This window comes from Pseudomonas marvdashtae, from assembly GCF_014268655.2.
Lineage (GTDB): Bacteria > Pseudomonadota > Gammaproteobacteria > Pseudomonadales > Pseudomonadaceae > Aquipseudomonas > Aquipseudomonas marvdashtae.
The window spans coordinates 4,175,409-4,194,329 of sequence record NZ_JABWQX020000001.1 but is presented as its reverse complement, the minus strand read 5'-3'; the positions used below and the strand labels follow the sequence as shown (position 1 = coordinate 4,194,329).

Annotated in this window: 22 protein-coding genes; 11 read left to right on the top strand and 11 right to left on the bottom strand. The window is 61.4% G+C overall.

Annotation, left to right across the window (positions count from 1 at the left end):
• Positions 1 to 7 precede the first annotated feature (7 nt).
• Both HU742_RS18970 and HU742_RS18965 read right to left on the bottom strand, forming a co-directional pair.
• Complete coding sequence (locus HU742_RS18970; protein WP_186637321.1) at positions 8 to 1,357, bottom strand: solute carrier family 23 protein; 1,350 nt, start codon at positions 1,355 to 1,357, stop codon at positions 8 to 10.
• A 243-nt stretch (positions 1,358 to 1,600) separates the two neighbouring features.
• Positions 1,601 to 2,038 carry a MarR family winged helix-turn-helix transcriptional regulator gene (locus HU742_RS18965; protein WP_186637318.1) on the bottom strand — a complete coding sequence of 146 codons (438 nt, stop codon included), beginning with the start codon at positions 2,036 to 2,038 and terminating at the stop codon, positions 1,601 to 1,603.
• Between the two features lie 81 nt (positions 2,039 to 2,119).
• Between HU742_RS18965 and HU742_RS18960 the strand changes: the two genes are divergently transcribed.
• The gene (locus HU742_RS18960) at positions 2,120 to 3,286 is read left to right on the top strand and encodes an aminotransferase-like domain-containing protein (protein WP_186642981.1); all 1,167 of its coding nucleotides are present in this window, start codon (positions 2,120 to 2,122) and stop codon (positions 3,284 to 3,286) included.
• 63 nt (positions 3,287 to 3,349) lie between these two features.
• Here HU742_RS18960 and HU742_RS18955 read toward each other — a convergent pair whose 3' ends face one another.
• The 5 genes from HU742_RS18955 to HU742_RS18935 all read right to left on the bottom strand — a co-directional run bounded on the left by HU742_RS18955 (position 3,350) and on the right by HU742_RS18935 (position 6,116).
• Entirely contained in the window at positions 3,350 to 3,721 is a 372-nt protein-coding gene (locus HU742_RS18955; RefSeq protein WP_186637306.1) for a glutathione S-transferase N-terminal domain-containing protein, read from the bottom strand.
• A 98-nt stretch (positions 3,722 to 3,819) separates the two neighbouring features.
• A complete protein-coding gene (folE, locus tag HU742_RS18950) occupies positions 3,820 to 4,365 on the bottom strand; it encodes a GTP cyclohydrolase I FolE (protein ID WP_030142335.1) in 546 nt (181 codons plus the stop codon).
• Positions 4,366 to 4,443: 78 nt separating this feature from the next.
• Complete coding sequence (locus HU742_RS18945; RefSeq protein ID WP_122839286.1) at positions 4,444 to 5,001, bottom strand: Smr/MutS family protein; 558 nt, start codon at positions 4,999 to 5,001, stop codon at positions 4,444 to 4,446.
• Positions 5,002 to 5,075: 74 nt separating this feature from the next.
• On the bottom strand, positions 5,076 to 5,396 hold the full coding sequence (locus HU742_RS18940; RefSeq protein WP_186610364.1) for a hypothetical protein: 321 nt from the start codon (positions 5,394 to 5,396) through the stop codon (positions 5,076 to 5,078).
• Between the two features lie 129 nt (positions 5,397 to 5,525).
• On the bottom strand, positions 5,526 to 6,116 hold the full coding sequence (locus HU742_RS18935) for a cysteine hydrolase family protein (RefSeq protein WP_186610365.1): 591 nt from the start codon (positions 6,114 to 6,116) through the stop codon (positions 5,526 to 5,528).
• 254 nt (positions 6,117 to 6,370) lie between these two features.
• Here HU742_RS18935 and prmB point away from each other — a divergent pair, with 254 nt between their 5' ends.
• Complete coding sequence (gene prmB / locus HU742_RS18930) at positions 6,371 to 7,279, top strand: 50S ribosomal protein L3 N(5)-glutamine methyltransferase (protein WP_186637303.1); 909 nt, start codon at positions 6,371 to 6,373, stop codon at positions 7,277 to 7,279.
• An 82-nt stretch (positions 7,280 to 7,361) separates the two neighbouring features.
• Here prmB and HU742_RS18925 read toward each other — a convergent pair whose 3' ends face one another.
• Positions 7,362 to 8,150: a hypothetical protein gene (locus HU742_RS18925; RefSeq protein ID WP_186637301.1), complete on the bottom strand. Its 789-nt coding sequence runs from the start codon at positions 8,148 to 8,150 to the stop codon at positions 7,362 to 7,364.
• A 109-nt stretch (positions 8,151 to 8,259) separates the two neighbouring features.
• The gene (locus HU742_RS18920) at positions 8,260 to 9,225 is read right to left on the bottom strand and encodes an alpha/beta hydrolase (RefSeq protein ID WP_186637414.1); all 966 of its coding nucleotides are present in this window, start codon (positions 9,223 to 9,225) and stop codon (positions 8,260 to 8,262) included.
• A gap of 142 nt (positions 9,226 to 9,367) precedes the next feature.
• On the opposite strand from HU742_RS18920, the gene aroC reads away from it, so the two are divergent.
• From aroC to mtnC, 5 genes are read left to right on the top strand one after another with little or no spacing between them, the layout of a single operon-like run.
• Positions 9,368 to 10,459, top strand: a complete 1,092-nt coding sequence (gene aroC, locus HU742_RS18915; RefSeq protein ID WP_186642982.1) for a chorismate synthase — start codon at positions 9,368 to 9,370, stop codon at positions 10,457 to 10,459.
• A 34-nt stretch (positions 10,460 to 10,493) separates the two neighbouring features.
• A complete protein-coding gene (locus HU742_RS18910) occupies positions 10,494 to 11,639 on the top strand; it encodes an MFS transporter (protein ID WP_186637295.1) in 1,146 nt (381 codons plus the stop codon).
• Complete coding sequence (locus HU742_RS18905) at positions 11,636 to 12,256, top strand: methylthioribulose 1-phosphate dehydratase (protein ID WP_186637294.1); 621 nt, start codon at positions 11,636 to 11,638, stop codon at positions 12,254 to 12,256. The genes HU742_RS18910 and HU742_RS18905 overlap by 4 nt, the downstream gene beginning before the upstream one ends.
• Before the next feature lie 18 nt (positions 12,257 to 12,274).
• On the top strand, positions 12,275 to 12,820 hold the full coding sequence (locus HU742_RS18900; protein ID WP_186637293.1) for a 1,2-dihydroxy-3-keto-5-methylthiopentene dioxygenase: 546 nt from the start codon (positions 12,275 to 12,277) through the stop codon (positions 12,818 to 12,820).
• A gap of 4 nt (positions 12,821 to 12,824) precedes the next feature.
• A complete protein-coding gene (mtnC, locus tag HU742_RS18895; RefSeq protein WP_186642983.1) occupies positions 12,825 to 13,508 on the top strand; it encodes an acireductone synthase in 684 nt (227 codons plus the stop codon).
• An 89-nt stretch (positions 13,509 to 13,597) separates the two neighbouring features.
• Here the strand turns inward: mtnC and HU742_RS18890 are convergent, their stop codons facing one another.
• Positions 13,598 to 13,876, bottom strand: a complete 279-nt coding sequence (locus HU742_RS18890) for a DUF3509 domain-containing protein (protein ID WP_186637286.1) — start codon at positions 13,874 to 13,876, stop codon at positions 13,598 to 13,600.
• A 358-nt stretch (positions 13,877 to 14,234) separates the two neighbouring features.
• Between HU742_RS18890 and HU742_RS18885 the strand changes: the two genes are divergently transcribed.
• From HU742_RS18885 to HU742_RS18870, 4 genes are all read left to right on the top strand, one after another.
• Positions 14,235 to 16,061 carry a long-chain-acyl-CoA synthetase gene (locus tag HU742_RS18885; RefSeq protein WP_186642984.1) on the top strand — a complete coding sequence of 609 codons (1,827 nt, stop codon included), beginning with the start codon at positions 14,235 to 14,237 and terminating at the stop codon, positions 16,059 to 16,061.
• 95 nt (positions 16,062 to 16,156) lie between these two features.
• Positions 16,157 to 16,675, top strand: coding sequence for an ankyrin repeat domain-containing protein (locus HU742_RS18880; protein ID WP_186637284.1), 519 nt, complete (start codon positions 16,157 to 16,159; stop codon positions 16,673 to 16,675).
• A 93-nt stretch (positions 16,676 to 16,768) separates the two neighbouring features.
• On the top strand, positions 16,769 to 17,299 hold the full coding sequence (locus tag HU742_RS18875) for a hypothetical protein (RefSeq protein ID WP_186637283.1): 531 nt from the start codon (positions 16,769 to 16,771) through the stop codon (positions 17,297 to 17,299).
• A gap of 71 nt (positions 17,300 to 17,370) precedes the next feature.
• Positions 17,371 to 17,562 carry a PLDc N-terminal domain-containing protein gene (locus tag HU742_RS18870; RefSeq protein WP_047229615.1) on the top strand — a complete coding sequence of 64 codons (192 nt, stop codon included), beginning with the start codon at positions 17,371 to 17,373 and terminating at the stop codon, positions 17,560 to 17,562.
• Between the two features lie 76 nt (positions 17,563 to 17,638).
• On the opposite strand, the gene HU742_RS18865 is transcribed toward HU742_RS18870, so the two are convergent.
• Positions 17,639 to 18,838: an MFS transporter gene (locus HU742_RS18865; RefSeq protein ID WP_186642985.1), complete on the bottom strand. Its 1,200-nt coding sequence runs from the start codon at positions 18,836 to 18,838 to the stop codon at positions 17,639 to 17,641.
• Positions 18,839 to 18,921: the final 83 nt, after the last annotated feature.

Here is an 18,921-nt window from a genome sequence, read left to right as displayed (position 1 = left end):
GTACCGTCTACAAGAAGATGAACTTGGCGATAAAGATCGCGCAGAGCGCCCACAAGCTGACGGATATTTCCTTGTATTTACCGGTGCCAGCCTTTAGCACTACGTAGGTGATGAAACCCAGCGCAATGCCATCGGCGACCGAAAAGGTCAGCGGCATCATGATGGCTGTAACGATTGCCGGGATGCTGTCAGTCGCTTCGTCCCATTCGATGTGGGCCATGCCGCCCATCATCAGCATGGCGACATAGATCAGGGCACCGGCCGTGGCGTAGGCGGGGATCATTCCCGCCAACGGTGCGAAGAACATGGCGGCAATAAATAACACGCCGACTGTCACGGCGGTAAGCCCGGTGCGGCCACCGGCGGCGACACCGGCGGCGCTTTCCACATAACTGGTGACGGGTGGCACACCGACCATGGCGCCAAATACGCTGGAAGCGCTGTCAGCCTTCAGCGCCTTGGACAGGTTTTCGATCTTGCCATCGGGCTTCACCAGGCCGGCGCGCTGGGCCACGCCCATCAAGGTGCCGGCGGTGTCGAACATGTGGACGAAGAGGAAGGCCAACACCACGCTGATCATGCTGACATTGAACACGCCGGCCACATCCATCGCCATCCAGGTCGGTGCGAGGCTTGGCGGCGTGGACATCACACCGTTGTAGTGCACCAGCCCAAGGCCCCATCCGGCCAGGGTCACGGCAATGATGCTGATCAGGATCGCGCCGAACACGCGGTGGTAGCTGAGCACAGCGATCATCAGAAAGCACACCGCGGCCAGCAGCGGTCCGGGCTCGTGCAGGGAGCCCAGCTTGATCAGCGTGGCGGGGCTGTCGACGACGATGCCGGCGGTTTTCAGGCCGATCAGCCCAAGGAACAGCCCGACGCCCGCGCCCATCGCATAGCGGAGGCTGACCGGGATGCTGTTGAGCAACCACTCACGGACCCGCGACAGGGTCAGGAACATGAACAACACGCCGGAAACAAACACTGCGCCCAGCGCGGTTTCCCAGTTGTAGCCCATCGTGCCGACTACGGTGTAGGTAAAAAAAGCGTTCAGGCCCATGCCGGGTGCCAGGCCTACCGGCCAGTTGGCGTACAGGCCCATCAACAGGCAGCCGAGGGCTGCGGCGATGCAGGTGGCGACGAACGCGGCGCCGTGATCGATACCGGCGTCGGCCATGATGTTGGGGTTGACGAAGATGATGTAGGCCATGGTGATAAAGGTCGTCACACCAGCGATAAGCTCGGTCTTCACCGTGGTGCCATGCAAGCTGAGTTTGAAGAGGCGTTCCAGCCAGCCACTGCGTAATGGCGGCGAGAGATCCAGCGTCTGGGCTTCGGGTTTGCGGCTTTCCACAGCGAGTACTCCTCAAGAGTTTTATTGTTATTTCCAGCACCGCGTGTTCCCTGAGGAAGGCTGCGAGGCATTGAGGCAGGTAAGGCTGGCGATGTTGTTGACCGCTTGGTCAGGAACTCGCACGAAGCGAATTATGCTTTTGTATACAAATAAAGCAAATAATGTTTTCTGTTTTGTCGACGAAATTTATGGCGATAGGGATATATCGCCATGAGGATGCCTTGGGATCGGACGCGCAAGCCGTCAGTCGCCAGCCTTGCCTAATCCGAGATTCACCGCCAACCAGCCATCGACAGCTGCTTCGCCTGCCTCAGCAAACACCCGTTCGAGCAATTTCACTTGCTCGCGCCGCAGCGCTTGCTCAAACCGCTCGCCTTCGGCGGTCAGCTCCAGCAGCCGCTTGCGCTTGTCGGTCTCGGACGCAACGCTGTTGACCAAATGCATTTCCATCAGCTGGCGTAACGGCATGTTCAGCGCCTGTTTACTTACGCCGAGCAGCGCCAGCAATTCCTTCACGCTCAGGGACGGATAACGAGCGATGAAAAAAACGATGCGTTGATGCACGCGGCTCAGCCCGCGACGCTCGAGCATTTCATCGGCCTTGGCGGTGAACGCCTGGTAGCCGAAGAAAAAAGCTTCCATGGCCATTTGTTGAGAGGTTGGGTTTTTAAGGTCAAGCATATTGACGTTTCCGGAGAAGGCGGAGTAATTTCAGTCAACCAGTTTGACTCATCTATCTATACCCTCGCTACAGGTGACCCCATGGCATTTTCCGAACGTGTCTCGCGTCTCAAGAGTTCTTTGATTCGAGAAATCCTCGCCGCGGCGCAGCGCCCGGAGGTGATGTCGTTCGCCGGTGGCCTGCCCGCCGAAGCCATGCTGCCGAAGGTGGAATGGCAGGAGATGCCGCGATCCATGGGCCAATACGGCATGAGCGAAGGTGAGCCGGCCCTGCGTGAAGCGTTGGCAGCGCAGGCGCGATCCTTGGGTCTGCCATGTGCGGCAAGCCAGGTACTGGTGGTCAGCGGTTCCCAGCAAACCCTCGACCTGGCGGCGAAGTTGCACATCGACGTCGGCACCGAGGTCATGCTCGAAGCACCGACGTACTTGGCGGCACTGCAGATTTTCCAGTTGTTCGGCGCCGACTGCATCACCGTGCCGCTGGAGGCGGATGGCCCGGACCTGGAGCAGCTGCGAGTTCGGCTGGAGCGGCATCGGCCAGCGTTCATCTACCTGATCCCGACCTTCCAGAATCCTTCGGCGGTGCGCTACAGCGAGGCCAAGCGCGATGCGGTGGCGGCGTTGCTGGATGAGTTCGGCGTGACCCTGGTAGAGGACGAACCCTACCGTGAGCTGACGTTCGACGGCGCCAGTGCCACGCCAATCGTCAGTCGCTTGAAAAAAGCCAGTTGGATATACACCGGCACCGTGTCGAAGACCCTGTTACCGGGGCTGCGGGTGGGTTATTTGATTGCCAGCCCGGACCTGTTCCCGCACCTGCTGCGGCTCAAGCAATCGGCGGATCTGCACACCAACCGCATCGGCCAGTGGCAGGCGTTGCAATGGATCGGCACCGAGCAGTACCGCCGCCATCTGAGCGAGTTGAGGGATTTCTACCGGGAGCGTCGCGACGGGTTCCAAGCCGCGCTGCAACGGCATTTTTCCGACCTGGCGGACTGGAACGTGCCTCAGGGCGGGCTGTTTTTCTGGCTGACCCTCAAGCAACCGCTGGACACCCGCACCCTGCTGGCCGCGGCGCTGGCCGCGGACGTCGCGTTCATGCCGGGGGAGCCATTCTTTCCGGACCCGGACAAACACCCAGGGCATCTGCGCTTGAATTTCAGCCACATCGATCCGGCACGGCTGGATGAAGGACTCAAGCGCTTGGCAGGCGTGGTGCGTGAGGCGCTGGCCGCAGAAGCGGCGTGAAGTCTTCAGGCGGGCGGCTTCGACGCTTGCGCGCGATAAGGCCATCCACTGCCTTGAAAATCCTCAGGCCGCCGAAAAGCGCTTATCCAGATAATCGATGATCGCTTTCGACTCATACAACCAAGTGGTCTCGCCGTTTTCTTCAATTCGCAGGCACGGAACTTTGATCCTGCCGCCTTGCTCCAGCAGCGTTTGGCGATCCTGCTCGTTGTTCTTCGCGTCGCGCAAGGCCACCGGCACGTTGAGGCGACGCAGGGCGCGGCGGGTCTTCACGCAAAAAGGACAGGCGTGGAATTGATACAGCGTCAGGCCGCTGGCCGCCTGGTCAACTTGCGCCTGGGCGTCGGCCGTGCGCTGTTTCTTGGCGGGCCGGGTGATGAAATCGAGGAAGATGATGAGCTGGCCCAGGCCAACTCGAAGCGCTTTGACGATCACGGTACAAGCCTCGCGGGAAGAACAGGGCGCGCAGCTTACCTGATTTTTCGCGGGCGAAAAAAAACCGGCGATCAATGCCGGTTTTTTTAAGCGACGGATTACTTGATGAGGCTGAGGAATTCCATGCGCGTCGCCGCATTTTCGCGGAATTCGCCAAGCATCACCGAAGTGATCATCGAGGAGTTCTGCTTTTCCACACCGCGCATCATCATGCACATGTGCTTGGCCTCGATGACGACCGCCACGCCGAGTGCGCCGGTCACTTGCTGGACCGCATCGGCGATCTGGCGGCTGAGGTTTTCCTGGATCTGCAAACGACGCGCGTACATGTCGACGATGCGTGCAACCTTCGACAGGCCCAAGACCTTGCCGCTCGGGATATAGGCGACATGAGCCTTGCCGATAAACGGGAGCAGGTGATGCTCGCACAGCGAGTACAACTCGATGTCCTTGACCAGCACCATCTCGCTGTTGTCGGAGCTGAACAAGGCACCGTTGGTGACTTCTTCCAGGGTCTGTTCATAACCGCGGCAAAGGTACTGCATGGCCTTGGCAGCGCGCTTGGGCGTGTCGAGCAGGCCCTCGCGGGAAACGTCCTCGCCCAATTGGCCGAGAATCGCGGTGTAATTCTGTTCCAGAGACATGAAACTACCTGTGGGGATTTTACGCAAAGGGCAAGGGTACGGTGGCGGGCACGGCGCTGCAAGCTCGGCAATCGAGGGCTACTCGTCGCGACCTTCCATCATGGTGCGCTTGAGCATCACGTACACCGCCCCGGCGCCGCCGTGTCTGGCCTGGCAGGAAGTGAAGCCCAGCACTTGCGAATGCTGGCGCAGCCAAGTGTTGACGTGACTCTTGATCATCGGCCGCTTGCCGTCCAGTCGCACGGCTTTGCCGTGGGTGACGCGCACGCAGCGGATTTCGAATTTGGTGGCCTCGGCCAGGAAGGCCCAGAGGGTTTCCCGGGCTTTTTCGACGGTCATGCCGTGCAGGTCGAGGCTGCCTTCGAAGGGGATCTGGCCGACCTTGAGCTTGCGCATCTGGCTTTCCTGCACGCCGTCGCGAGCCCACATCAGCTCATCTTCAGGGCCGACATCGATCACAAACTGATCGGACAAACCGTCCACGGTGGTGGCATCGGTACGCACGGTGGCGGCTTGGCGCAACTTGGCGATCTGCGCGCGATCGGCTTTGGGTTTGCCGGTTTCAGCGCGATCGTGCTTGATCGGTTTTACGCCTTGGATGGCACTTTTGAACAGGGAAAAGTCGTCGTCTTGCATGTCAGCCTCCGCGAAGGCCGGCCAGTTTACCGAACTCCTACGGGATCAGGCGCAAGAAAACGTCGGATGGCGGGTCAGTCGTGCTTTTTCATCAGGTGCGGAGACATGGCCAGCTCCAGGGATTGGCGGGCGCGACGGCGGCAACGGCGCCAAAGCCAGACGCCCAACAGCAATACCAGCAAGCCGATCGCCAGGATCATCGCCGAGCCGAGCGGGGTGGCATTCAATTCACCCAGTGCGGGTGGGCGGCCGAGCAGGCTGGCGGCACCGGCCATGGCCAGCAGGACACCGAGCGTTGCCAGCAGTGCGGCAATCGCCGCGCCGAAACGAAATCGCCAGTTGCTCGGGCCCTTGGGCCGCAAGCGACGTGCGTCAAAACCATCGGATATCTTCATTCCGACCTTCCTCAATGGGTATCGGCCCTTCGACCGGAAGATGTTCGGGTTGTTCCTGAGGCTAGGGTATTTGAAGGAAATGAGAGTCTTTTGCGGATGAGCGGCGGAACGGGCCGCTCATCGAGGGCATCAGGTGAAGTCGCGGGTCAGGGCCAAGGTGGCGAAGTTGTCCGCCATGATTGCCATTTCGGTCTGGTGCACCTGTTCGGCGCTCAGCACGCCGCCTTTGTGCGGCAGGTCGCGCGTGGTGCAGGCGTCTTCGACGAGGGTGCAACGGAACCCCAGGTTCTTGGCGGCGCGCACGGTGGTGCTGACGCTGGAATGGCTCATGAAGCCGCAGACGATCAGGTCCAGGGGGCCGAAGTCTTCGAGGCGCTTCTTCAGCTCTGTGCCGTGGAATGCGCTGGGCAGCAATTTTTCGATCACGGTTTCGTCGCCCTGGGGTTCGAGGCCCGGAATGAACTCGCCGCGTTCGCCCTGCGGATCGAACAGCCCGCCATGGGTGCCGAGATGGCGCACGTGCACGATCGGGCGACCGGCGGCTCGGGCCGCGCCGAGCAACTGCTTGATGTTCGCGACCGCCGCGTCCATGCCGCTCAGGGCCAAGGGGCCGGCGAGGTATTCTTTCTGGGCGTCGATGATGATCAGGGTCGCTTGACTCAGGTTGGCCGCCGCATAACCACGGCCGCTGAGTTGAAACATCGTTTTTGGAACGGACATTCTGGGGCTCCTTCGGGTGGGGCTTTTGCGACATTGTCCTCCGGCTGAGCGGTTCTGTGAATCGCTTCCATCGCAAGGGCCGCCGTTGCTGGCCTACAGCCTTGTCAAGATCGGCATCTTGTTCAATAGGAGGTGCAAAAAAGGGAAGGTTCTTACAGCTAAGCCGGCACTTTTCGTTCGTCCTTGGCGCGTGTTTGGGTGGGCATGCGTTTGGCTGTTAGACTCGCCCGTCGATTTTCCTGGAGTTTGCCGCCGTGATCACTTCCCGCCTTCGTACCCTGCGCGACCACATCCGTTGGGCCGTCAGCCGTTTCCATGGGGAGGATCTGTTTTTCGGCCACGGCACCGATAACGCCTGGGATGAAGCTCGCCAGTTGGTCCTTGGCGCGCTGCACCTGCCTTGGGAAATTGCCGACAGCTACCTGGATTGCCGCCTCGAAGACGAAGAGTTGGTGCACGTCCAGCGCTTGCTGCGCCGACGCATTGACGAGCGCATCCCCACTGCCTACTTGCTGGGTGAGGCCTGGTTTTGCGGTATGTCTTTCATCGTTGACGAGCGCGTGCTTATCCCACGCTCACCCATCGGCGAGCTGATTGAAAAACGCTTCGAGCCCTGGTTGGGACAGGAGCCGGCACGGATCCTCGACCTCTGCACCGGTTCCGGCTGCATCGGTATCGCGTGTGCTTATGAATTTCCCGAGGCCGAAGTGGTGCTGGCCGACCTGTCGTTCGAAGCGCTGGAGGTGGCCAACCAGAACATCGAGCGCCACGGTGTCGATGAGCGAGTGTTTACTGTCCAGGGCGATGGCTTCGATGGATTGCCTGGGCAACGTTTCGATCTGATCGTGTCGAACCCGCCCTATGTCGATGCGGAGGATTTCGCCGACATGCCCCAGGAGTATCAGCATGAGCCTGAACTGGGCCTGGCCTGCGGCGATGACGGCTTGAACCTGGTTCGCCGGATGCTGGCCGAGGCGGCCGATCATCTGACCGACAAAGGATTGCTGATTGTCGAAGTGGGCAACAGCCAGGTGCACGTCGAAGCGCTGTACCCGGAAGTCGACTTCGCCTGGCTGGATTTCGAGCGCGGTGGCCATGGCGTGTTCATGCTCAGCGCCGAACAGTGCCGTCAGCACCAGGCGTTGTTTGTCTCGCGGGTTTGATTCTGGCTACGGCGGACTGCCTTTGTGGCGAGGGAGCAAGCTCCCTCGCCACAGGATCAGATGCGGCTCCCTTCAACGGTGCTCAATGCCGCGTCGCAATCCAGATCAGCAGTCCGGCCTGGAACATCGCAAACGCCACCAGGCAGGTGATGGTGAAGCGTAGACCGGTGTCTTCGCGTTTGAACTTGTTGACCTTTTCTTCCTGCTTCTTGAGTTTGACTTCCTGTTCCGCCAGGTTCTGCTCGGCTTGTTGCAGCATTTGCGCGGCTTCGAGGATCTCGACGAATTGCAGCTTCTCGGTGTTCCAGTCACCCAGCAGATCGCCGACCTGGGCCGGCTTGACGCTGCCCTTGAGGTGTTGGGCGTCGGCGTAGACCACTTCAAAACCGTGGGCCTTGAGGAAGTGGTCGCGGCGCAGACGCGTGTCTTCGTTCAGCGCGTCCTTGTTATTCAGATCGCTACCGTCGACCCGGTAGCCCGACCAGCGCTTCTTTGCCCAGGTAATGCCTTGGGCGGCGAGGAAGCGACCAATACCTCGGTTCAACGGCTCGACTTGCAAACTGTCGGGAGAGAAGTACAGGCGTTTTTCGACGTGGTCGGCCCAGACATCCAGATGGTTCTGTTCCTTGCGCACCCGCTGGCCCGGCAGCTGGACGCTCATGCGCAGCAAGCTGCGCTCCTTGCTATGGCGCTCGGCATAGCTGAATTCGACAAACCGCAGCGGTCGCACGCCGGTGGCGCGATCGGTCTTGAGCGGGGCCAGCCGGAGCATTTTGTGATGCTCGGCATGCACGTCCGCCCAAGGCAGGTCTGCCGCAGGCGGGGCGGCCGTTTCGGCGACGGCGTCGGGTGAAGTTTCAGTCTCAGTCATAACGGCAAAATCCTGTCCAGGCCGGCTCCTCGGCAGCCAATGCGCTGTCCGACACCGGTTTATCGGCCGTTTTTGCCAAGACTGGAGGGCTATAGGCCACTAATCCCGCTCAACGGGCGGCCAACGCGCCAATAAAGTCCAGGATGTGCGCGCCGAGCTCGGCGGCCAGGGGCAGGTTGGGATCCTTGTAGGAAGCCAGTTGCCGTTTTACGTCGTTGGGCACGATGCGCATCACATGGTTCATGCCCTCGATCAACGCCAACTGCGCATCGGGCTTGGCGGCCTTCAACCGCTTGGCGTCGTCGACGCTGACCTGGATATCGTTGCTGCCCTGGATAATCAATGCCGGCATCTTCAGCGCGGCGAAGGCGTGGGCCGGGTCCTGGCGGAACAAGGAAATGAGGTACGGCTGCACGCTGGGGCGGAAGATGACATGCAGTTGGGGCGGCACGTCAGTGTCGGGGCGGCCGGCCTTGAGGCTGTCGAGCAATTCGTTGCTGCGCAACATCAGCGCCGGTGGCAGGCGGCTGCCGAGCTGTTGGCGCAGCACTTGGTCAATCGGACGAGCGCTGCCGGACACCGAGATGACAGCCGCCGCGTTGGCCTGGGGCGCGGCGAGGCTGGCGATCAGCGCGCCTTCGCTGTGACCGAGCAGAATCAACGGGCCCAGCCGAGGATCAGCGGCCAGTTTGTGGCTCCAGGCCACGGCATCGGCGACATAGGCTTCGACGCTCAGGTTGCGTTCGTCGGGCGTGGCCGCGAGGCTGGCCGCCACGCCGCGCTTGTCGTAGCGCACGCTGGCGATGTTGTGCCTGGCCAACACCCAGGCCAGTCGCTTGAGGCTGTCGTTGCGCCCGCCCTCGGGGTTGTTTCCGTCACGATCCGTAGGACCTGACCCTGAAATGATCAGGACAACCGGCACCGGCGTGTCGGACTTGGGCAGCAGCATCGAGCCGAAAAGCTCACCGCTACCGGTGTCGAGGCTGATGGGACGTTGCAGCACGGTGGCTTGGGCGAAGCCAGGAAGCAGGCCGGTCAACAGGGTAAGACTCAAGGCAAACGCTCTTAACATCATGACGCCATTAGTTGCGAAGGTGCCGGTTGGACTGGCGGGCACCGATAAGGTTCGAGGATGAACTACTTGAGGAGCCTGCGTATACTGGCGCCCACTACGAATCCAAGGTTGAGTCTCTCAGCGATTTCACGGAGCACCCTGCATGTCCGGCAATACCTACGGCAAGCTGTTCACCGTCACCACCGCGGGCGAAAGCCATGGCCCGGCGTTGGTCGCCATTGTCGACGGCTGCCCGCCGGGCCTGGAAATTTCCCTGGAGGACCTGCAGCGTGACCTGGACCGCCGCAAGCCCGGCACCAGCCGCCACACCACCCAGCGCCAGGAAGCCGATGAAGTCGAAATCCTTTCCGGGGTGTTCGAGGGGCGCACCACCGGTTGCGCGATTGGCCTGCTGATCCGCAATACCGACCAGAAGTCCAAGGACTACTCGGCCATCAAGGACCTGTTCCGCCCGGCCCATGCCGACTACACCTATCATCACAAATACGGCGAGCGCGACTACCGTGGCGGCGGCCGCAGCTCGGCGCGGGAAACCGCCATGCGCGTGGCGGCCGGGGCGATTGCCAAGAAGTACCTGGCCAGCCAGGGCATCGTCATCCGAGGCTACATGAGCCAATTGGGCCCGATCGAAATCCCGTTCAAGACCTGGGATTCGGTGGAACAGAACGCTTTCTTCTGTCCCGACCCGGACAAGGTGCCGGAACTGGAGGCCTACATGGACCAGCTGCGCCGGGACCAGGATTCGGTCGGCGCGAAGATCACCGTGGTTGCCGAGGGCGTGATGCCTGGCCTGGGCGAGCCGATCTTCGACCGCCTCGACGCCGAACTGGCCCACGCGCTGATGAGCATCAACGCGGTGAAGGGCGTGGAGATCGGCGCCGGTTTCGCCTGTGTCGCCCAGCGTGGTACCGAGCACCGCGACGAACTGACCCCGCAAGGTTTCCTCAGCAACAACGCCGGCGGCATCCTTGGCGGCATTTCCTCGGGCCAGCCGATTGTCGCGCACCTGGCCCTGAAGCCGACGTCCAGCATCACCACGCCCGGCCGTTCCATCGACGTTCACGGCAATCCGGTTGACGTCATCACCAAGGGCCGCCACGACCCTTGCGTGGGCATCCGCGCGACGCCGATCGCCGAAGCGATGATGGCGATTGTGTTGATGGATCATCTGCTGCGTCATCGCGGCCAGAACGCCGACGTTCGGGTCGGCACGCCGGTGTTGGGTCAGCTTTGATGGCTGGCCTGCCGACCGCCGTGGCCTGACGACCATGGCGGCGTTGCCGTACTGGCGGCTTTCCAGTTTTTATCTGTTTTACTTTGCGTTGCTCGGTTCGACCGCGCCGTTCCTGGCGCTGTACTTCGATCACCTGGGTTTCAACGCGGCGCGTATCGGCGAGCTGGTGGCGATTCCCATGCTGATGCGCTGCGTGGCGCCGAATCTCTGGGGCTGGCTGGGGGACTACACCGGCCGGCGCCTGGCGATCGTGCGCTTCGGCGCGATCTGTACGCTGCTGAGCTTCTCGCTGATTTTCATTGATAAAAGCTACGCCTGGCTGGCGATGGTCATGGCGCTGCATGCCTTCTTCTGGCATGCGGTGCTGCCGCAATTCGAGGTCATCACCCTGGCCCACCTGAGCGGGCAGGCGTCGCGCTACAGCCAGGTCCGCCTGTGGGGCTCCATCGGTTTCATCATCACCGTGGTCGTGCTGGGGCGGTTGTTCCAGTGGCTGAGCCTGGACGTCTATCCCGTTGCCCTGGCCCTGATCATGGCCGGCATTGTGCTCAGCAGTTTCTGGGTGCCCAACGCCCAGCCGGCGCAGGGGCCGCGAGTGGCCGGGGACGGTTTTCTGCGGCAATTGCGCAACCCGGGGGTGCTGGCGTTTTATGCCTGCGTCGGTTTGATGCAACTGAGCCATGGGCCGTACTACACATTTCTGACCTTGCACCTGGAGCGCCTGGGTTACAGCCGTGGATTGATCGGCGTGCTCTGGGCCGTTGGCGTGGTCGCCGAGGTGCTGGTGTTCCTGCTGATGAGCCGGATCCTGGCACGATTTTCCGTGCGCCGGGTGCTGATGGCCAGCTTCCTGCTGGCGGCGCTGCGCTGGTTGCTGCTCGGGTCGCTGGCGGAGTTTCTCTGGGTGCTGTTGTTTGCCCAGGTGTTGCACGCGGCGACATTCGGCAGCTTTCACGCCGCCGCCATTCATTTCGTGCAACGTAGCTTCGGCCCTCGCCAACAAGGCCAGGGCCAGGCGCTGTACGCCGCGCTGGCTGGCACCGGCGGGGCGCTGGGCGCGTTGTATTCCGGCTACAGCTGGAATGCGTTGGGCGCCGGATGGACGTTCAACATCGCCAGCCTCGCAGCCTTGGCTGCAGCCGTTATCATTGCCACACGCATGCAAGAGGACAGGCCATGAGCCTTACCCGTGAACAGCTCGCCCAGGAAATCATCGACGCCGGGCGTTTTTTGTATGGTCGCGGCTGGTCCCCGGCCACCAGCAGCAACTATTCGGCGCGGCTATCGCCCGACCAGGCCTTGCTCACCGTGTCGGGAAAACACAAGGGTCAGTTGGGCATCGACGACGTGCTCGCCACCGACCTCGACGGCAACAGCCTGGAACCGGGCAAGAAACCGTCCGCCGAAACCCTGCTGCACACTCAGTTGTATCGCTGGCGCCCGCAAATCGGCGCCGTACTGCACACCCATTCAGTGAACGCCACGGTACTGTCGCGCCTGACGAGCGAAACCTTCATTGACTTTGAAGACTACGAACTGCAAAAAGCCTTCAGTGGGATCACCACGCACGAATCCCAGGTCCGCGTGCCGATTTTCGACAACGACCAGGACATCGCGCGCTTGGCCGCCAAGGTGCAGCCATGGCTGGAGGCGCACCCCGATTGCGTTGGCTACCTGATTCGTGGCCACGGCCTGTACACCTGGGGGCCGCGCATGAACGATGCGCTGCGGCAGATCGAAGCGTTCGAATTCCTGTTCGAGTGCGAACTCAAGACCCGCGCACTCCTGAACCGTTAATTTGCTGGAGCCATTGCCATGAGCAGCCTGTCCGTCTACCACGTATCGAGTCCCGAGATTCCGAACAAGGTGCTGACCCACTTTGAAGACATTGCCTCGACCCTGGCCGAGAAGGGCGTGCGCTTCGACCGTTGGGAAGCCGCGGCCAGGATCCAGCCTGGCGCCAGCCAAGAGGAAGTGATTGCCGCCTACCGGACCCAGATCGACAAGCTGATGACCGAGCGCGGCTACGTCACGGTCGATGTCATCAGCCTCAACAGCGATCACCCGCAAAAAGCCGAACTGCGCGCCAAGTTCCTCGACGAACACCGCCATGGAGAGGACGAGGTGCGATTTTTCGTCGCCGGTCGTGGCTTGTTTACCTTGCACATCGACGATTATGTCTACGCGGTGCTGTGCGAAAAGAACGACCTGATCTCGGTGCCCGCCGGTACGCCGCATTGGTTCGACATGGGCGAACACCCGCATTTCGTTGCCATTCGCCTGTTCAACAATCCCGAAGGTTGGGTCGCGAAGTTTACCGGCGACGACATCGCCAGCCGTTTCCCACGCCTGGAGGACTGAGCTCATGACGATCAAAGCCATCCTCACTGACATCGAAGGCACCACCAGCGCGGTGAGTTTTGTATTCGACGTGCTGTTTCCCTACGCCGCTGAACACCTGCCCGATTTTGTCCGGCAGAACGCCGCGCGCGTTGATGTAGCCGAGCAATTGGATGCCGTGCGCCGCGACAGTGGTGAAGGCCACGCCGATACCGAGCGGGTCATCGCGATCCTCTTGGGCTGGATCGCCGAGGACCGCAAGGCCACGCCGCTCAAGGCGTTGCAGGGCATGGTCTGGGAACAGGGCTACCAGGCCGGACAGTTGAAAGGTCATGTTTATCCGGACGCGGTACAGGCGCTCAAAGACTGGCACCAGCAAGGCTATCGCCTGTTTGTCTATTCCTCGGGTTCGATCCAGGCGCAGAAACTGATTTTCGGCTGTTGCGAAGCGGGCGACTTGTCGCCGCTGTTCAGCGGCTATTTCGACACCACGTCGGGGCCCAAGCGGGACGTGCAGTCTTACCAGCGGATCAGCGAGGCGGTGGGTGCTGCGCCGGGGGAAATCCTGTTCCTGTCGGATATCGTCGAGGAGCTGGACGCGGCTCGCGGTGCCGGCATGGCGACCTGTGGCCTGGCCCGTGAAGGCGGTGAGCTGGTGGGCCACGAAACCGTGGAAAGCTTTGCAAGGATCGATCCGGCTGGTTTCTGAGTCGCAGCACTGCCGCTCAAACGAAATCGGGCCATGGAGCCGCAAAGCTTCATGGCCCGATCAGGGACGTTGTTACAGGGACGTTGCTATCAGGCGCTGTGATAAGTCGGCAGCGCAAAGCGATGCTGGCTCTGCAGCATGGCGACCGGCGGCAGCTCGCTGGCCTGTTCAGCCAGGTCACGGCGAATGGCGCTGATTGCCCAGGACAACTGGTCCCCAGCGTGCAACTGAGCGTAGGAAATCGTGCGTTTGAACAGTTTGCCGTCGCTGTTGCGCAAGGTCAGCAGGATGCCGCCATCCGGGCGAGGCTGGGTAGTGACTTCGTAGTTGGAAAACAGCGATGCAAACTTCTCTTGAATCATGTTCATAGTTGACTGCTCCATGGTGTGGCAAACCGTGGAGGGGTAGTTGCAGTGTCTGTGCCAGCATTTGATGCGTAGAAAATTCCTTCTAAAACAACAAGTTATATTTTTATCGGTTTTTTGCTTTCGTGCATCTTGCATGAACGGCCATCGTGCATCCTGCATTTTGCGTGGTTGGAGCAGATTTTTGGAACCAAACCGACGCCCGCACGCTCACGCTTCGCCTGGCCCCGGGCTGCGGATACAAAACATTGCAAAAACCGCGTGTACAGCCGCTGAATCGCTGGCGTACTTTCGAATCCAGATTTCGCACAACCTATAACAAGAACCGCGGTCCATAAGGCCGGACGGGGAAGGATCACCCATGAGTCGTACACCCAGCGACGCTATTACCTGGGGCATGATGCTGCGCAAACTGCCGGCCATCGCCAGGGCTGTTCCCCGCATTGTCAAAGGCATGAAGCTCGCCAACGTCCAGGACCCCAGCCAGCCCTGCGGCTTGGGCTGGTGCTTCGAGCAGGCCACGCAACGTAATCCCCAAGGCCCGGCGTTGCTGTACGGCGACACGGTGCTGAGTTATGCACAGGTCAACGCGCAGGCCAACCGCATCGCTCATTACCTCCAGGCGCAAGGCATCGGCAAGGGCGACTGCGTGGCGGTTTTCCTGGAAAACCGTCCCCAGCTGTTAATAACCGTGCTGGCAGTGGCAAAGGTCGGCGCCGTCAGCGCGATGATCAATACGTCGCAAACCGGCGATGCGTTGGTCCATAGCCTGGCGCTGGTCGCGCCCGTTGCCGTGGTGGTCGGGGACGAACGAGTCGCAGTGTTCAACGACGTGCGCGGTCGGACCGCGCTGTCGGAAGCTCGTACCTGGTGGGTGGCAGATCAGGAAAACGCTGCGGCTGCGCGCGGATTCGTTGACCTGATAAGCAACAGCGAGCAATACCCGGGCGATAATCCGGCCAGCAGCCAGCAGGTCTTCCTCAACGACCCGTGCTTCTACCTCTACACCTCCGGGACTACCGGACTGCCCAAGGCCGGCGTTTTCCGCCATGGCCGTTGGATGCGCACCGCCACCAGTTTCGGCCTGATCGCTCTGGACATGCAGCCGGAGGACATCGTCTATTGCACGCTGCCGCTGTATCACGCCACCGGTCTGTGTGTGTGCTGGGGCGCGGCGGTTTGTGGTGCGTCGGGGTTTGTGATCCGCCGCAAGTTCAGCGCCAGTCAGTTCTGGAACGACGTGCGCCGCTATCGGGCGACCACCTTGGGTTATGTCGGCGAGCTGTGCCGCTATCTGGTCGACCAGCCCGAGAGCGGCACGGACCGGCAGCACGCCGTGACCAAAATGATTGGCAATGGCCTGCGCCCAGGTGCCTGGGCGGCCTTCAAGACCCGCTTCGGCGTCGGCCACATCTGCGAGTTGTATGCGGCCAGCGACGGCAATATCGGCTTCACCAATATTCTGAATTTCGATAACACGGTGGGGTTTTCCCTGATGGGCTGGGAGCTGGTGCAGTACGACCATGACAGCGGCGCGCCTTTGCGAAATCTGCAAGGACGCATGCAGAAGGTTCCCAAGGGCGAGCCGGGCTTGCTCTTGGCGCGCATCGACGACAAGGCGCCGCTGGACGGCTACACCGATGCGGCGAAGACCGAAAAGACCGTCTGCCGGGACGTCTTTGCTCCCGGCGATCGTTATTTCAACACCGGCGACTTGCTGCGCAATATCGGGTTCGGCCACGGCCAGTTCGTCGATCGCCTCGGCGACACCTATCGCTGGAAGGGCGAGAACGTCTCGACCACGGAAGTCGAGAACGTGCTGCTGCAACACTCGCAGATTTGCGAGGCGGTGGCCTATGGCGTAGCAGTCAGCGGCACCAATGGCCGTGCCGGCATGGCCGCGATCACGCCGTCCGAATCCCTCGCGACGCTGGACTTCAGTGAACTGTTGCAGTTTCTCCGGTGCAAGTTGCCTGGCTACGCGGTGCCGCTGTTCCTGCGCATCAAAGTGAAGATGGAGACCACGGGCACCTTCAAATACCAGAAGACCCGGCTCAAGGCCGAAGGCTTCGACCCTTGCCTTGCGGGCGATGAACCGATCTACGCGTGGCTGCCCGATACCGCGACCTACGTGCGAGTAGACCGGCAACTGGCGACGCAGATCCAGGGCGGGCAGTACCGCTATTGATTCTGGCTATGGCAGTGGCAGAGAAAAAAGGGATGACAGCGCCGGAGTCCCTCGGGAAACTAGCGGCTTTGCGAAGAGCCAACTGGAGTTTTCCCATGTCCGATACAAGCCGCCAGATGACCCCGGAAGAGGCTGCGGAATTTGCCGAGCAGGTGTTCAACGTCGCGCGCCAGGGCGATGCCGCGATGATGGCTGCGCTGCTGAGCAAAGGCCTGCCGCCGAACCTGCGTAACCACAAGGGCGACACCTTGCTGATGCTCGCCGCTTACCACGGGCATGTGGAAACCGTGAAAGTGTTGCTGGAAAACCAGGCCGATCCGGAAATTCGCAATGACAACGGCCAGAGTCCGATTGCCGGCGCGGCGTTCAAGGGCGACCTGGCGGTGGTCTCGGCCTTGGTAGATGGCGGCGCGCAAGTGGAAGGTTGCTCATTTGATGGCCGCACGGCCTTGATGATGGCGGCGATGTTCAACCGGGTGGAAATCGTCGATTACCTGATCAGCAAAGGCGCCGATCCCAAGGCCAAGGACGCCAACGGCGTCTCGGCACTGGATGCGGCCAAGACCATGGGCGCGGTGGATACCACGGCGCAGTTGGAGAAACTGTTGGGCTGAGAGCCAGCTCCACCGCCAGAGGATGTGCCCTGACATCAGCCGATGTGATGCGCTATCCTGCGCGCCTGAAAATTCAGCCACAGGATTCGCCCAATGAAAGCCGCACTCGCCGAACTCATCAGTAAAATCAGCTCCGGCTGCCTCGGTGATGCGGACATTGAGAAAATTGCCGACGAAGCGGCCCAGGCCTACGCTGATCCGGTGGCTTTCCTGGCGGCCAATCCGGACATCAACTACGACGACACCTTCCCCATCCCGTTGGGCGAATGGGTGGTGGTGGGCAGCCTGCCGGACACGGTGTTGTTCCAGGCTGACGCCTACGTCGAGTTGTTCGAGCAGATCGTCGCCTCGTTCGGCCCCGGTGTCGCCTTCAACCTCAAGCCCAAGCAACTGGCCAAGACCGAAGCGCTGACCGCACTCAACCGCATCCAGATCCAGATGAGCAGCCTGAACAAGGAAAACGGCGGCTACGTGCTGATGAACTTCAGTCAGTTGCTCGACGATGAATTGCAAATGGTACTGGTGTACGGCAATGACCTGCCGCGCGTGCTGGCGCTGTGCGCCGAAGTCGGCATCGCCGCTGCGCCCGCCCTGGAAGCGCTCAAGGTCGCGGTTCACGTCTGAAACAATAATACGGAACCCTTGCCCTGGCGCCGCTATCCTAAGTGTGCATATCACCATTTGGGAGCGACACCATGGGTTCCACTTTCAACGGCCTGATTGGCCTGATCATCCTGGCGCTCGATATCTGGGCCATCATCAATGTGCTCAAGAGCGGCGCGGGCACCGGGGCGAAGGTCCTGTGGGTGCTGCTGATCCTCCTGCTGCCGGTGTTGGGCCTGATTATCTGGGCGATTGCCGGGCCGCGTGGCAACGTGCGGATCTGACCGCTCCAGCAAAAATGCCCGACAGGTACTGACCTGTCGGGCATTTTTTATGGCCTGACTTTATCGCGTCAGGCTCTCAGGCCGGTGCCAGCGTGGATTTCTGCGAAGCACTCAAGAAGCGCAGCAATGCCAGCAACGGGAAGGCACTGCCGACGATCACCACCCACAGCCAGCCGCCATGTTCGTAGACCGCACTGGCGATCGACGAGCCAAACGCGCCGCCGACAAAAATGCTGGTCATGTACAGCGCGTTCAGCCGGCTGCGACTTTTCGCATCCAGGGCATAAATAGTGCGTTGGCCCAGGACCATGTTCATCTGCACGCAGAAGTCCAGCACCACACCGGTCACTGCCAGGCCGATGACGCTGTACAGCGGGTGAATGAATGCAGGCAGGAAACTCAGGGCGGCGAACAGCATGGCCAGCAGCGAGGCGATGCGCGTGTGTCCGGCATCGGCGAGGCGGCCAGCAATGGGCGCGGCGATGGCGCCGATGGCACCCACCAGGGCGAACAGCGCGATCTCCGTCTGGGACAGGCCGTGGTTGCGCGACAGCTCCAGGGGCACGGCGGTCCAGAACAGGCTGAACGTGGCGAACATGCAAGCCTGGTAGAAAGCGCGCTGGCGCAACTGCGGTTGCTGGCGCAGCAGCGTGCCGAGCGAGCCCAGCAGTTGCCCGTAGGACGCGCGGTGGTCGGGCTGGCGCTTGGGCACGGTGACCGCCAGGACGATACTGATCGCGGCCATCAGCGCTGCGGCGATCATGAACATCGCCCGCCAACCGAAATGATCCGCCACGAGGCTGGACACCGGCCGTGCCAACAGGATCCCGAGCAACAGCCCGCCCATGATCCCGCCCACGACGCGACCGCGCGATTCTTCCGGCGCCAAGTGCGCGGCAAGCGGAATCAGCACCTGGACCGAGACCGAACTGAACCCCACCAGCAACGAAACCAGCAGGAATACGTTCGGTTGCTCGGTGAACGCCGCGCCCAACAGGCTGGCAATCGCGACCACGGTGGTGAGGATCATCAGGCGGCGGTTTTCCAACAGGTCGCCCAGCGGCACCAGGAAAAACAGCCCCAGGGCATAACCGATCTGGGTGAGCGAGACGATCAGGCTGGCCATGGTGCTGGACAGGCCGACGTCCGGCGCAATCAGTTCGATGATGGGCTGGGCGTAGTAGATGTTGGCAACAATGGCGCCGCAGCAGAAGGCGAACAACAGGACCATGCCCCGTGTCAGGGGGGCGGGCGAGGCGGGTGAATGAGCACTCATGGCAATCTCATCGATCGATTGAAAGGGATGGCGAGAGGCTAAAGACTTGCGGGGCTCTGGAACAGGGCTTGGGGTTGATAGCA